This is a genomic window from Pseudomonas sp. FP2294, assembly GCF_030687625.1.
Taxonomy (GTDB): domain Bacteria; phylum Pseudomonadota; class Gammaproteobacteria; order Pseudomonadales; family Pseudomonadaceae; genus Aquipseudomonas; species Aquipseudomonas shahriarae.
In genome coordinates this window covers 2,129,408-2,144,386 of the sequence record NZ_CP117441.1, presented here as the reverse complement: position 1 = coordinate 2,144,386, position 14,979 = coordinate 2,129,408, and the positions used below count along the sequence as shown (strand labels likewise).

Here is a 14,979-nt window from a genome sequence, read left to right as displayed (position 1 = left end):
TCATTTCAGGGCGCCAATACCCTTACACATCACACGAAACCCCTGTACCTGTGAGAAGTACCAGTTCCGACCAGCGGTACTGTCTACACAGAACGTTTCAACGGAATTTGGTTAGGTGCAACGGCTCAACATTAACAACGGAATGATGTTTCGCCCGAAGGGAAAATCCGGCGCATATGTAGGATTAATCCTCACTAAAGCGTAGTCAAAATCACCGAAAAAAAACCGCCCCCCATGACGGGGGGCAGCTTTTCCAGCCGAACAGAGAGGGATTGTCAATCAGTGGTGCTGGGACTCCAGAAGGCTTGCACCACCAGGGTCGACTGGGAGATCCGCGCCACCAGGGCATCCAGTTCGTCACCATCGACCGAGTTGGCCGCCAGGGTGGCCTCGATCTCCACTTCCTCACTGCCAAAGGGCCGCACATCGACATCGCTGGCCGGGTAGTTACAGCGCGCCAGTTCCGACTCCAGCAAAGCCATTACCGCCTGCTGCTGGGCGCGCCGCGCAATCACGTAGAGGATGTTGGTGACCTCCGCCGACACCACGTCCAGGGGCTGGCGGTTGATGTTGTTGACGATCGGCCGCAGCAAGGTGTTGGCCGCCAGCACAAAACAGGTGCCCAGGAACGCCTCGAGGATCAGGTCGGCACCGGCGCAGGCGCCCACGGCGGCAGAAGTCCACAGCGTCGCGGCGGTATTGAGCCCGCGTACGTTGCCCTCCTCGCGCATGATCACCCCGGCGCCGAGAAAGCCAATCCCGGACACCACATACGCCACTACCCGCACGGCCCCTTCGGCCCCGGCCAGGCGGTTGGCCATGTCGACAAAGATCGCCGCCCCCACCGCCACCAGCACATTGGTGCGCAGCCCCGCCGTGCGCTGGCGGAACTGGCGCTCAAAGCCGATCAGCCCACCCAGGATAAAGGCCGCACTGAGGCTGACCACGGTGTCGATCAAGGAATCCAGATTGATATTGTTGAGGGCTTGCATGGTAAATCTCCCTTTGATTGCCCGCAGAATCAGCGTCGAAAAAAGGGGGATCAGGCAGGAACCAGGACGGTTCGCTACCGAAAGGCCGCTTCTCGCTTGATCGGCGAGGCAACGGCATGGAGATGCGCGTCAGCTGGCCAAGCCTGGTCGACAACTGTCACTCGAAAGTCTGTTCACGAAGGTCTGCGCTATGGTTGAAAACCGGCGCAGCTTACGCCTGCAGTCTGCAGGAGGAAAGTGACAGCGCGGCGAATCGTCGGGTTCTTCAGCAAGGGTTCAGCCAGGGTCGCCCCCGCAGGCGCGGGAGCGACCGGCAGCCGGTATCAGCTCGCGGTGGCCAGCAGCACGTCACGCACCGAACGGTCCTGGCCGCGGCTGCGATCATGTTCATGCAGCGACGCGGCAATCTCGTCGGCGCGAATCGGCAGGATCGACAGCAAGGTATCGCTCAAACCATGGCTGGCCTGGCTGAAGCCCTGCATGTAGATACCCGCCTTGCAACGCTCGTCGGTGACCACGCGGTAGTCGCGGTTCACTTCAAAGTCACCCATATAGGCCTCGAGCGGCGCCAGCAACTGGCGATGCATCTGGCGCTCATAGCCGGTGGCCAGGACCACCGCATCGTAGTGATTGAGCACCGTCTCACCGGTGGCGTTATGGCGCACCAGCAACTCGATGCCCAGGGGCCCGGCGCTGGCTTTTTCCACGGTGGTCAGGGTGCGGAAGGCGTGACGGGCGATGCCGGAGACTTTCTGGCGGTAGAAAATCCCGTAGATGCGCTCGATCAGGTCCAGGTCCACCACCGAATAGTTGGTGTTGTGGTACTCGTTGACCAGGCGCTCGCGCTCGCTGCTGGGCTGCTGGAACACCAGGTCGGTGAACTCCGGGGAGAACACTTCATTGACGAACGGGCTGTCGTCGGCAGGCTTGAGGGCCGAACCGCGCAGGATGATATCCACCTGCACCGAGGGGAAGCTGTCATTCAGATCAATAAACGCCTCGGCCGCGCTCTGCCCGCCACCGATGATTGCAATGCGCATCGGCTTGCCCTCGACACACGGCTGCTGGGCCATGCGCGCCAGGTACTGGGAATGGTGGAACACCCGCCCATCGTCCTTGAGCGCCTTGAACGCCTCGGGAATCCGTGGCGTACCACCGGCGCTGACCACCACCGAGCGCGCGGTGCGTACCAGTTGCTCGCCCTGGGCATCACGGGAGATCACCCGCAGCGCCTCGACCTGCTGCTGATGCAGGATCGGCTCGATGGCCAGCACTTCCTCGCCATAGCGGCTCTGCGCGGTAAATTGCCCGGCGACCCAGCGCAGGTAGTCGTTGTACTCCATGCGGCACGGGTAGAACGTGCCCAGGTTGATGAAGTCCACCAGACGCCCATGGACCTTGAGGTAGTTGACGAAGGAATAAGGGCTGGTGGGGTTGCGCAGGGTCACCAGGTCCTTGAGGAAGGAAATCTGCAGTTCGCTCTGGCTCACCAGGGTATTGCCGTGCCAGCGGTAGTCGGCCTGCTTGTCGAGAAACAGCACATCGAGCTTGCCCTGGGCTTTCTCGCGCTCTTGCAGGGCGATGGCCAGCGCCAGGTTCGAAGGACCGAAACCAATACCGATCAGGTCGTGAACCGCGGGCGATGCAATTGCCTGTGTCATTCCAGTGTCCTCTGGATAAGCCCCGTGGCAGTGGGGCGGAAAGCCTGGGCGACCTGCTGAACAACAGGCCATGTGTTGATAGGAAACGAGGACAATGAAAAAAAATTTAAGCCCGGTGCAGGATTCGTCCGGGCAGGCGTGGCGGCGACGGCTGTGGCAATGCAGTAATGGCAGTTTGAAGTCATCTAACTTAGAATTATTCTCATGTGGCTTTAAACAGACTGGTAAACGCGCTCGAATACTGGCGTTTCGCCCAGCTGTAACGCCGTATGTAAGCACTTAAATTTCAGGGCAAATACCTCGTTTACCTGACAGCTTCCCGCTTCTGTCTCTGCCCTCAAGGGCGTTTGAGCAGCGGTCCGAACTTTCCTGGCTGGAACCCGTGCATGAACCGTCCTCGACACACCCGGCGCGCGCTGCTGGCAGCACTTTGCCTGATCCCCGTGGTCGCCTTCGCCGCCTGGCAACTGATCCCGCCCGGCCGCGATCAGTTCGCCACCCTGGAAGTGCGCCGGGGCGATATCGAAAGCAGCGTGACCGCCCTCGGCACCCTGCAACCACGGCGTTACGTGGATGTCGGCGCGCAGGCGTCCGGGCAGATCCGCAAGATTCACGTTGAAGCCGGCGCCCAGGTCAAGCAAGGCGATCTGCTGGTAGAGATCGATCCGGCCACCCAACAGGCCAAGCTCGACGCCACCCGTTATTCCATCGCCAATCTGCAGGCGCAACTGCAGGAGCAGCACGCGCAAAACCGCCTGGCACAGCAGAAATACCAGCGCCAGCAACGCCTGGCCGCCGGTGGCGCGACCCGCGATGAAGACGTGCAGACCGCCCAGGCCGAACTGGACGCCACCCAGGCGCGCATCAACATGTTCAAGGCGCAGATCAGCCAGGCCCAGGCCACGCTGCGGGTTGATCAGGCCGAGCTGGGCTACACGCGCATCTATGCACCGATTTCCGGCACGGTAGTCGCCGTGGATGCCCGCGAAGGCCAGACCCTCAACAGCCAGCAGCAGACGCCGCTGATTTTGCGCATCGCCAACCTGTCACCCATGACCGTCTGGGCGGAAGTTTCGGAAGCCGATATCGGCCATGTCAAACCGGGCATGCAGGCGTATTTCACCACCCTGAGCGGTGGCAACCGGCGCTGGACCAGCACTGTGCGCCAGATCCTGCCGGTGCCGCCCAAGCCCCTCAACGAAACCAGCCAGGGCGGCGGCAGCCCCAGCAGTTCGAGCAAAAGCGGCAGCGGCCGGGTGGTGCTGTACACCGTGCTGCTGGATGTGGATAACGCCGATAACGCACTGATGGCGGAAATGACCGCCCAGGTGTTTTTCGTCGCCAGCCGCGTCAGCGATGCGCTGACTGCGCCCGTCGCGGCCCTGCAAGGCAGCACCCGGCCCGACACGCAACTGGCGCGAGTGGTGGCCAAGGACGGCAGCATCGAAGACCGTGAAGTACGGGTGGGGATCAGCGACCGCCTGCGCATCCAGATCCTCGATGGCCTCAACGAAGGCGATCACCTGCTGATCGGCCCCGCCGAAAGCAGCGGAGGCTGAATGTTGACGCCGCTGATCGAACTTCGGGATATCCGCAAATCCTACGGTGGCGGTGATACGCCCCAGGTCGACGTATTGCGCGGGATCGACCTGTCGATCCATGCCGGGGAATTCGTGGCGATTGTCGGGGCCTCCGGCTCAGGCAAGTCGACCTTGATGAATATCCTCGGCTGCCTCGACCGCCCCACCGTCGGCCAATACCTGTTCGCCGGGGAAAACGTCGCGCAACTGGACACCGACGAACTGGCCTGGCTGCGCCGCGAAGCCTTTGGTTTTGTGTTCCAGGGCTACCACCTGATCCCGTCCGGCTCGGCCCAGGAAAACGTCGAGATGCCGGCGATCTATGCCGGCACGCCGGCCGCCGAACGCCATGCCCGCGCCGCCGCCCTGCTCACCCGCCTGGGCCTGGCCGGGCGCACCGGCAACCGCCCGCACCAGTTGTCCGGAGGCCAGCAACAACGGGTGTCGATTGCCCGAGCCTTGATGAACGGCGGGCATATCATCCTCGCCGACGAACCCACCGGCGCCCTCGACAGCCATAGCGGCGCCGAGGTCATGACCCTGCTCGACGAACTGGCCAGCCAGGGGCACGTGGTGATCCTGATCACCCACGACCGCGAAGTGGCGGCCAGGGCCAAGCGCATCATCGAGATCCGCGACGGCCTGATCATCAGCGACACCCCCAACTCCCACGCAGACACCGACGCCAACCCCAAGGCCTTGCAGGCCGTGGACCTGCGCCAACGCCTGGCCGATGGCGCCGAGCACAATGGCGCGTGGAAAGGCGAACTGCTGGACGCGGTACAAGCAGCCTGGCGGGTCATGTGGATCAACCGTTTCCGCACCGCGCTGACCCTGCTGGGGATCATTATTGGCGTGGCCTCGGTGGTGGTGATGCTGGCCGTGGGCGAAGGCAGCAAGCGCCAGGTCATGGCGCAGATGGGCGCCTTCGGCTCCAATATCCTCTATGTCAGTGGCTCGGCGCCCAACCCGCGGACGCCGCCCGGCATTATCACCATGAACGACGTCAGCGCCATGGCTGCCCTGCCCCAGGTCAAGCGCATCATGCCGGTCAACGGCGCGGAAGCCGGGGTGCGCTTCGGCAATGTCGACCACATGGCCTATGTCGGCGGCAACGACACCAACTTCCCGGCGATCTTCAACTGGCCGGTCGTCGAGGGCAGCTACTTCACCGAAGCCGACGAACGCAGCGCCGCCACCGTCGCGGTGATTGGCAAACGGGTGCGCGACAAGCTGTTCAAGGACCTGCCGAGCCCCATCGGCCAATACATCCTCATCGAAAACGTGCCGTTCCAGGTGATCGGCGTCCTCGCCGAAAAAGGCGCCAGCTCCGGCGACAAGGACAGCGACGACCGTATCGCCATCCCCTACTCCGCCGCGAGTATCCGCCTGTTTGGCACCTACAACCCCGAATATGTAGTGATTGCCGCCGCCGACGCACGCAAGGTGCATGAAGCGGAAAAAGCCATCGACCAACTGCTGCTGCGCCTGCACAACGGCAAGCGGGATTTCGAACTGACCAACAACGCCGCGATGATCCAGGCCGAGGCCCGCACCCAGAACACCCTGTCGCTGATGCTCGGCTCGATTGCCGCCATCTCGCTGCTGGTGGGCGGCATTGGCGTGATGAATATCATGCTGATGACCGTGCGCGAACGCACCCGGGAAATCGGCATCCGCATGGCCACCGGCGCCCGGCAGCGGGACATCCTGCGCCAGTTCCTCACCGAAGCGGTGATGCTCACGGTGGTCGGCGGGGTGGCGGGGATCGGCCTGGCCCTGCTGGTCGGCGGCGCGCTGATCCTCAGCAGCGTGGCCGTCGCCTTTTCGCTGCCAGCCGCCCTTGGCGCCTTCGTCTGCGCGCTGGTCACCGGCGTCATCTTCGGCTTTATGCCAGCCCGCAAAGCAGCCCGGCTCGACCCGGTCACGGCCCTTACCAGTGAATGATCGCCCTATGAAAGCGCACTTGACCCTCGTTGCCGCCAGCCTGCTGCTGGCCGCGTGCAGCAGCCCGGCGCCGCGCCCGGAGAGCGGTTTGCAGCCACCGCCCGCGTGGCACACGGCGAGCAAGGCCCAGGCCCAGCACGTCAACCAGCAATGGTGGAAGGCATTTGCCAGTCCGCAACTCGACCAATTGATCGAACAGGCCCGCGCTGGCAGTTACGACCTGGCCAGCGCCATGGCCCGGGTACGCCAGGCCCAGGCCAGCGCGGTGGTCGCCGGCGCGCCCTTGCTGCCCGCGCTCACCGGCGGGCTCAACGCCAGCCGGCAGAAACAGCTGCGTGGCACGGGCAACAACCCACCGCAGAGCAACAGCAACAAAGACGCAGGGGACTACTTCAGTACAAACCTCACCGCCACCTACGAAATCGACTTCTGGGGCGGCAAGCGTGCTGCACGCGACAGCGCGGAACTGGCCGTGCGCGCCAGCGAATTCGAGCGCGCCACGGTGGAGTTGACCCTGCTCAGCGGCGTGGCCACGACCTACACCCAACTGCTGGCACTGCATGAACAACAGCGTATCGCCGAACTGAACCTGGCCAATGCGCAAAGCGTCCTCAAACTGGTGCAGACCCGTCATGATGCCGGCTCTGCCACCCAGCTGGAACTTGCGCAGCAAAAGAGCCTGGTCGCCGCGCAACAACGGCAGTTGCCAGAAGTCCGTCAACGCACCGAAGCCGCCCGGATCAGCCTGGCCGCCCTGCTCGGCCAACCGGTACAGACCCTGCCATTTACCGATCAATCCTTTGACCAACTGCGCTGGCCCAGCATTGCCGCCGGAGTACCCAGCGACCTGCTCAGCCGTCGCCCGGACATCGCCAGCGCCGAAGCACAACTGGCGGCGGCCCAGGCCGATATCATCGTCGCCCGCGCCGCCATGCTGCCCACGGTCACCCTGACCGCCAACCTCGGCTCCGGCGCCAATCGCACTGCCGATATGCTGCGCAACCCGTTCTATAACCTCGCGGGTGGGCTGGTCACGCCAATCTTCAACAACGGTCGCCTCGGCGCCGAACGCGACAGAGCGACGGCACGCCAGGATGAATTGCTGCACACCTATCGCAGGGCGATCATCAATGGCTTTGCCGATGTGGAAAAGGCCCTGAGCAGCATTCGCCAGCTCGACGAACAACGCCAGTGGCAGCGTGAGGAGCTGAGCCAGGCACAGACCGCCTTCCGCATCGCCCAAAGCCGTTATGAGGCCGGCGCGGAAGACTTGCTGACGGTGCTGGAAACCCAGCGCACACTGTATGCCGCCCAGGACCTGAACGTGCAACTGCGCCAGGCGCGGCTGGAGGCCAGTGTGGCGCTGTACAAGGCGCTGGGTGGAGGCTGGCAGGCACCCGACCTTCAACGATGAAGATCTAATGTGGGAACTGGCTTGCCAGCTCCCACATGGTTTAGTGTGCATTCAGCTTGATGGCGCGTCGGTCAAATGATCCGTTCCTTGACCTTCAAATGCCGCGCATACCACGGCCGTTTCGGCACCTTGCGGAACAAGTCCTGTAACTTGTCATCATCAGCGCCAAAGGTGATGCGCAAGGCCAGCTTCATGGTTTCCGGATCCATCTCCACGGTGCGCCCCATCTGCAATCCCGGGGTGGTACTGCAACCATGGGTATCCGGCCCCAGCCACGGATCACCCACCTCGACCCAGCGCCCCGGCGCAAACCACGGCACACCGTTGACCTCCAGGCGGCTCAGTTCACCCGGGTGAAAGCGCTCATGGGCGCGAAACCAGTCCTCGAGCCGATCATCGATCCAACCATGAAAATGCCAGAACACCGGGTTCACATGGGAGGAAAACGGATCGCCCAAAAAGTCATTCTCAGGCTCATACCAACGCGCCGCGAAGTCCGCCGGATCTCGCGCAAATGGCACGGGCGCACCATTGGAAGGATCGCGCGGCACCGAAGCCCAGCGCATATGCAACCAATCGTGCAACCCCAACTCAAGCTCCGAGCCGAACTGACCCAGAGTCAACTTGGCCAGGTAACGCGGGTCACGGTATTGCGACTCCCACACCTGGAAGTTGCTGTGATAAGTCTCGGCCGCCTTGATCTCACTGACCCACTGGGTGTACTGCTCGTCACCGCTGGCCATCCAAGTGGGTGGCAGCGCAAAGCCATCGTGATTGTCGAAGTAGCGCGCAAAACCCCGGCGATCAGCCTCAAGTGCCGGCTGCGGCCCAGGGAAACGTGGCCATGACGGCAAGTCCTGCATGGAGCGCGCAGTACCGAGCATGTGCCGATGCATAAAGAAAAAGTCGATCCCCGAACCGTTGCGGTCCTTGCGCGGGCCACGGGCGTCGCGCTCTTTATCTCGTGGCCCGGGCTGCCAGCCGATACCGCGCAGGGCATTACGCTTGTCTTCAGGGAGCTTGTGCCACTGGTCCCGCGAGGCGTGCCAGAGCTGATGAAACAGGCGGTGCTCGGGCGCAACCAACCACGCCAGCAGCGTCGGGTTCAGGCCGATACGCTCGCGGGCTTCGGGGAAAAGCTGTTTGGTAGCGACAAAACGGTTGTCCCGCTCCAGCAGCGCCAGCGGGCGATCGAGGCTGAGGACCTGCCCGCTAAGGGTGCCGCTACCGGCATTGCCGAAGCTGCCCCAGACTTCGTCCAGGCGCATCTTGAATTCATAGGCCGGCCTGCCGTCTGGCGAGTCGCGGTCAATCAGGCGCCAGTACAGCAGCGCCGCATTGCCTGGCGCCAGGTCGCCGAGCACCTGATAGCGCGGCTCACCCTCTGCGCGCAGTTGCCCGGCCGTATCCAGGTAGCCACGCAGGCCTCGGCCACGCGGCGCAATATCAAGAAACAGTTCCAGGCCGTCGAGGGGCAAGCCTTGCAGCCCGGCATCAGCCCCTTCCAGGCGCAGGCTCCAGACACCCCGCAGGCTGTCCGCCAATTGCTGGCCGGCGGTGTCCGCCAGGTCCACCGTGGCCTCTTCGGGCGTGATGGGGAATTCCTCACGCGTCAACTCACGATGGGCATAAAAGGCCGCAGGTACGGCGGCGCCGGTCAGCGCCAGGCCTGCGATAAACCCTCGTCGAGAAATCGTCATGTTCCTACCTGTGTCAGCCTTGGAGCAGGCTTTATCCAAGCTAGAACGTTTAGCCGGGTGGCAAATTTACTGTAGGCGCCGGCTGCCCGGCGATGGCGGTCTTCCTGTCGATGCATCACTGCCTGACCCACCGCTATCGCCGGCAAGCCGGCTCCTGCAGGTGATCGTTGGCGCGCTTAAATTTCCCTGCCCATCACTCGTTCTTCCCAGATAGCAAAGGCCCCTTGCGCCTGCACCTCAAAGGCGAACCGACTGAGATGGCAATGACAAAACCACGTTCGAAAAAGGCTCTATACATCGGCCTGCCCTTGGCCCTGGCCATTGCTGCCGGCGCAGGCTTTGCCTGGGATCACTGGTTTCGCGGCAATGCCGGCTACCCGCTGGAAGTGATCAAGCAAGCCAATGAACTGCAAGATCGGTTGATCTCGTTCGACAGCCATATCACCGTGCCCCTGGACTTCGGCACCGCAGGCCATGAAGCGGACAAGGACGGCAGCGGCCAGTTCGACCTGGCCAAGGCCAGTCGCGGACGCCTGTCGGGGGCGGCGCTGACGATTTTCGGCTGGCCCGAACTGTGGAACGGCGCCAACGCGCCCCACAAACCGACTGCAGGCTTTGTCGACGAGGCCCGGCATCAGCAAGAGGTGCGCTACAAGATCATCGCCGGTATGGTCCGCGACTTTCCCAACCAGGTCGGCATTGCCTATACCCCCGCCGATTTTCGCCGCCTGCATGGCGAAGGCAAGTTTGCGATTTTTATCAGCATGCTCAACGCCTACCCGCTGGGCAATGACCTGAACCTGCTGGACATGTGGACCGCACGCGGCATGCGCATGTTCGGCTTCAGCTACATCGGCAACAACAGCTGGTCGGACTCTTCGCGCCCACTGCCGTTTTTCAACGATTCACCGGACGCCCTCGGCGGCCTTTCGGATATCGGCAAGCAAGCCGTACAGCGCCTGAACGACCTGGGCGTGATCATCGACGTATCGCAAATGTCGACCACCGCCCTCGAGCAAGTCGCCCAGCTTAGCCGCACCCCCATGGTCGCTTCCCACTCTGCGCCCCGCGCATCGGTGGATATCCCACGCAACCTCAGCGACAAAGAACTGCAACTGATCAAAAACAGCGGCGGCGTGGTGCAAGTGGTGGCCTTCGGCGGTTACCTGCGACCGTTGAGCCAGCCGATCCAGGACAAGCTCAACGCACTGCGCGCGCGTTTCGACCTACCGCCACTGCCCAACCTGGCGATGGCATTGATGCCGGGGGATCCGATCATCGCCGCCTGGCCAGAACAGAAGTTCGGTGAATACGCCAGCGAGCTCTACGCCATTCTCGAAGAGGAACCCAAGGCCAGCCTCAAGGACCTGGGGGACGCCATCGACTACACCGTGCGCAAAATCGGCATCGACCACGTCGGCATTGCCTCGGACTTCAACGAAGGCGGCGGCGTCAAAGGCTGGAACGATGTCAGCGAAGTACGCAACGTGACCGCCGAACTGATCACCCGCGGTTACTCCGAAGCCGATATCGCCAAGCTGTGGGGCGGCAATTTCCTGCGGGTGTGGGAGCAGACGCAAAAATCCGCCAAACCTGGCGTCTTGCCAAGCGAGCCGACGCCATGACCAACCGCCGTACCTTTCTCAAGCAGGCCGGCATCCTCGCCGCCAGCCTGCCGTTGGGGGCCGGCCTTGAGGCCCAGGCAGCCCCCATCCAGGCACCCGCAGACAAATGGACGGGCCTGCGCCACCTGTTCGACCAGGACCCAAGCTACATCCACTTCTCCAACTTCCTGATCACCTCACACCCAAGGCCCGTGCGCGAGGCCATCGAACGGCACCGCGCCGCCATTGACCGCAACCCCGGCCTGACCATGGACTGGGACCTGCAGGAACCCTGGAAACGCGAACGCCAGGTGCGCGAATGGGCAGGTCGTTACCTGCAAGCCAAACCCGGCCAGATCGCCCTCACCGGCAGCACCACCGAGGGCTTGGCGATGATCTACGGCGGTATCCATGTGCGGCCCGACCAGGAGATCCTCACCACCGAGCACGAGCATTTTTCCACCGACAGCATCCTGGGGTTCCGCACCCGGCGCGACGGCACTCAGGTGCGCAAGATCAAGCTGTTCGCCAACGCCAATCAAGTGTCGATCGATGAAGTGCTGGCGGCCATCGAGCGCAATATCCGCCCCAACACTCGGGTGCTGGGTATGACCTGGGTGCAATCGGGCAGCGGCGTGAAGCTGCCGATCGGCGAAATCGGCCAACTGGTCAAACGCCATAACCAGGGGCGCGAAGAAAAAGACCGCATTCTCTACGTGGTCGATGGCGTGCATGGCTTTGGCGTCGAAGACCTGGCCTTCCCCGACATGCACTGCGATTTCTTTATCGCCGGCACCCATAAATGGATGTTCGGCCCACGCGGCACCGGCCTGGTATGCGCCGCGTCAGAGCAGGTGACCACCCTCACCCCCTGCGTGCCGACCTTCTCCGAAGACAGTGATTTCGCCACCTCGTTCTCCCCCGGTGGCTATCACGCCTATGAACACCGCTGGGCGCTGGACGAGGCCTTCAAGCTGCACCTGCAACTGGGCAAGGCCCAGGTTCAGCAGCGTATCCACAGCCTCAACACCTACCTCAAGGACCGCCTGCAAGCGCGACCGAACATCGAGCTGGTCACCCCGTCCAACCCGCAGCTCTCAGCCGGCTTCAGCTTCTTTCGGGTCAAGGGCCAGGACAGTGACAAGGTGGCCGCCTACCTGATGCGCAACCGTGTGGTCAGCGACGCAGTGAACCGCGACGTCGGCCCGGTGGTGCGCACCGCACCCGGCTTGCTCAATACCGAAGATGAAGTCGACCGCTTCCTGGTCCTGCTCGACAAAGCCCTCTGACACCCTTTTTTCTTGCCCACGAGACGACTCATGAACGATGAACCGCTCACCCCGACGCTCCTCAAATCCCTGGCCCTGACGGCATTGATGGCCTGCCTGTTGCCGTCCGCCCAAGCCGCGACGCCGCCCAAGCCCGGCACCGTGTTCAAGGACTGCAAAAACTGCCCGGAAATGGTGGTGCTGCCTACCGGCACGTTCAAAATGGGCACCCCGGATGATGAAGTCGGTCGCCAGCCCGATGAAGGGCCGATGCATGACGTGACCTTCGCCAAACCCGTGGCCATCAGCCGCTTCCAGGTGCTGGCCGGCGAATGGGACCGTTACGTACAAGAAACCGGCTACAAGATGCCCGACGGCGACGACCGTCCAGGGCGCAAATGCACGGCCGGCAAACCCACCTACAAGACAAGCCCCAAACATCCGGCAGTGTGCATGGACTTTGCAGAAGCCAATGCCTATGTCGCCTGGCTGTCGAAGAAAACCGGCAAGCAGTACCGCATGGTCAGCGAGTCCCTGCGTGAATACGCCGCCCGTGGCGGCACCTCCGGCCCGTTCCCATTTCCATTCGATGAAGACAAGAAGTACAGCATCGCCAAGCACGCCAATACCTACGGGCCGGCGGATGGCTACAGCTATACCGCCCCGGCCGGCAGCTATGCGCCCAATGCGTTCGGCGTGTATGACATGCATGGCAACGTCTACGAATGGGTCGAAGACTGTGAAAACGACAGCTATGTCGGTGCGCCCAGCGATGGCAGCGCCTGGCTGACCGGGCAGTGCGAAGTGCGGCAGATTCGCGGCAACGACTGGGGCGAAGCGCCGGTGTTTTCCCGCTCCGGCAACCGCAACAGCCTCAACTCCAACGTGCGCGGCGACTGGCTGGGCTTTCGCGTGGCACGGGATCTCTGAGCCTACGCACCTCGGGACGCGGCTAAATCGCGCCCCGCCCGACTCGTCCTCCTACTATCGGCCTGCCAACGGTAAACCTCCGCGCGCAGGCCTTCACTTGCCCACAGCACGTAGCCACGTCGCGATCGAGGTAGTTTCATGACCGCAGCACCGCGCAGCGCCATTCGAGAACTCTTGAGCCTGCTCAAGCCCTATCGGCGGATTGTTATTTCTTCCATCACGCTGGGCATCATCGGCGGCCTTAGCGTCACGGCGCTGCTGGCCACGGTCAACCGCGGCCTGCACAGCGCCGACGGCATGGGCACCGGTGTGGTGCTGGCCTTCGCCGGGCTGTGCCTACTGGCCCTGCTCAGCAGTATCGGCGCCGACATCGGCACCAATTTCGTCGGTCAGAAGGTGATTGCCAAACTGCGCAAGGACCTCGGCGCCAAAGTGCTCGCCGCCCCCATCGAGCAGATCGAGCGCTACCGCACTCACCGCCTGATCCCGGTTCTGACCCACGACGTGGACACCATCAGCGACTTCGCCTTCGCCTTCGCCCCGCTGGCGATTTCTACCACGGTGATCCTGGGCTGCCTGGGCTACCTGGCGGTGCTGTCCTGGCCGATCTTCCTGATGACCCTGCTGGCCATCGGCATTGGTTCGGCGGTGCAGTACGTGGCTCAAAGCAAAGGCATCAAAGGGTTCTACGCGGCACGCGACGCCGAAGACAACCTGCAAAAACACTATTCGGCGATTGCCGAGGGTGCCAAGGAACTGCGCATCCACCGCCCACGTCGGCATGCCATGCACACCCGTAATATCCAGGGCACCGCCGACAAAATCTGCGACACCCACATCCGCTCGATCAATATCTTCGTAATTGCCAAGAGCCTGGGCTCGATGCTGTTTTTCGTGGTTATCGGTCTGGCCCTGACCCTGCAACAATTCTGGCCCAGTTCGGACCCAGCGGTGATGAGCGGCTTTGTCCTGGTGCTGCTGTACATGAAAGGTCCGCTGGAAAACCTGATCGGCAACCTGCCGATCATCAGCCGCGCGCAAATTGCCTTCCGCCGCATTGCCGACCTGTCGGAGCGTTTCTCCTCGCCGGAACCACACCTGCTGCTCGATGACGCCGACAAAACCGTGCCCGTGATGAAGCACTTGGAACTGCGCAACGTGCAGTACGCCTTCCCAACGGTCGAAGGCAGCGAGCCGTTCAAGCTCGGGCCGGTCAACCTGAGCATCGAGCCTGGGGAAATTCTGTTTATCGTCGGTGAAAACGGTTGCGGCAAGACCACCCTGATCAAGCTGCTACTGGGCCTGTACACCCCGCAGCAAGGTGAAATCCGTCTCAACGGCCTGCCCGTGGACGCCCTGGGGCTGGATGACTACCGGCAGATGTTCACCACGATTTTTGCCGACTACTTCCTGTTCGACGACCTGGTGCAGAACGACAAGGTCTTGCCCGACGACGCCACTCAATACCTGGAGCGCCTGGAAATCGCCCACAAGGTCAGCGTGCGCGACGGCGCGTTCACCACCACCGACCTGTCCACCGGGCAACGCAAGCGTCTGGCCCTGGTCAACGCCTGGCTCGACGAGCGCCCGGTGCTGGTGTTCGACGAGTGGGCGGCGGACCAGGACCCGACCTTCCGGCGGATTTTCTACACCGAGCTGCTGCCGGACCTCAAGCGCCTGGGCAAGACCATCATCGTCATCTCCCACGACGACCGTTACTTCGACGTCGCCGACCAACTGGTACGCATGCAGGCCGGCCGAGTCATCACTGAAAAAGCCTGCGCCTGACCTCCCCTGTAGCAGCCGGCTTGCCGGCTACTACAACGCTCCCCGCCTGCTATTGCACCTAAATCTCATTGATCGAACTTCGTCTTCCTGACACA

At 62.8% G+C, this 14,979-nt stretch carries 10 protein-coding genes; 7 read left to right on the top strand and 3 right to left on the bottom strand.

Features of this window, described 5'->3' with window-relative positions; all coding sequences use genetic code 11:
• Positions 1–275: 275 nt before the first annotated feature.
• Both PSH73_RS09475 and PSH73_RS09470 read right to left on the bottom strand, forming a co-directional pair.
• A complete protein-coding gene (locus tag PSH73_RS09475) occupies positions 276–992 on the bottom strand; it encodes an MgtC/SapB family protein (protein WP_057444753.1) in 717 nt (238 codons plus the stop codon).
• A 323-nt stretch (positions 993–1,315) separates the two neighbouring features.
• Positions 1,316–2,653 (bottom strand): lysine N(6)-hydroxylase/L-ornithine N(5)-oxygenase family protein, encoded by a 1,338-nt coding sequence (locus tag PSH73_RS09470; RefSeq protein WP_057439138.1) that lies wholly within the window; start codon positions 2,651–2,653, stop codon positions 1,316–1,318.
• Positions 2,654–3,039: 386 nt separating this feature from the next.
• Between PSH73_RS09470 and PSH73_RS09465 the strand changes: the two genes are divergently transcribed.
• The 3 genes from PSH73_RS09465 to PSH73_RS09455 are packed head-to-tail and all read left to right on the top strand — an operon-like array spanning position 3,040 to position 7,594.
• A complete protein-coding gene (locus tag PSH73_RS09465) occupies positions 3,040–4,212 on the top strand; it encodes an efflux RND transporter periplasmic adaptor subunit (protein WP_057959179.1) in 1,173 nt (390 codons plus the stop codon).
• A complete protein-coding gene (locus tag PSH73_RS09460) occupies positions 4,213–6,180 on the top strand; it encodes a MacB family efflux pump subunit (RefSeq protein WP_198792332.1) in 1,968 nt (655 codons plus the stop codon).
• 7 nt (positions 6,181–6,187) lie between these two features.
• Positions 6,188–7,594: an efflux transporter outer membrane subunit gene (locus tag PSH73_RS09455; protein WP_305462333.1), complete on the top strand. Its 1,407-nt coding sequence runs from the start codon at positions 6,188–6,190 to the stop codon at positions 7,592–7,594.
• 71 nt (positions 7,595–7,665) lie between these two features.
• On the opposite strand, the gene PSH73_RS09450 is transcribed toward PSH73_RS09455, so the two are convergent.
• Positions 7,666–9,294 (bottom strand): PvdJ/PvdD/PvdP-like protein, encoded by a 1,629-nt coding sequence (locus tag PSH73_RS09450; RefSeq protein WP_120732510.1) that lies wholly within the window; start codon positions 9,292–9,294, stop codon positions 7,666–7,668.
• 263 nt (positions 9,295–9,557) lie between these two features.
• Between PSH73_RS09450 and pvdM the strand changes: the two genes are divergently transcribed.
• From pvdM to PSH73_RS09430, 4 genes are all read left to right on the top strand, one after another.
• Positions 9,558–10,919: a pyoverdine-tailoring dipeptidase-like protein PvdM gene (gene pvdM, locus PSH73_RS09445; protein ID WP_115127934.1), complete on the top strand. Its 1,362-nt coding sequence runs from the start codon at positions 9,558–9,560 to the stop codon at positions 10,917–10,919.
• Positions 10,916–12,187, top strand: a complete 1,272-nt coding sequence (locus PSH73_RS09440; protein WP_305462331.1) for an aminotransferase class V-fold PLP-dependent enzyme — start codon at positions 10,916–10,918, stop codon at positions 12,185–12,187. The genes pvdM and PSH73_RS09440 overlap by 4 nt, the downstream gene beginning before the upstream one ends.
• A 30-nt stretch (positions 12,188–12,217) precedes the next feature.
• Positions 12,218–13,096, top strand: coding sequence for a formylglycine-generating enzyme family protein (locus PSH73_RS09435; RefSeq protein WP_305462329.1), 879 nt, complete (start codon positions 12,218–12,220; stop codon positions 13,094–13,096).
• Between the two features lie 138 nt (positions 13,097–13,234).
• Positions 13,235–14,884 carry a cyclic peptide export ABC transporter gene (locus PSH73_RS09430; protein ID WP_305462327.1) on the top strand — a complete coding sequence of 550 codons (1,650 nt, stop codon included), beginning with the start codon at positions 13,235–13,237 and terminating at the stop codon, positions 14,882–14,884.
• Positions 14,885–14,979: the final 95 nt, after the last annotated feature.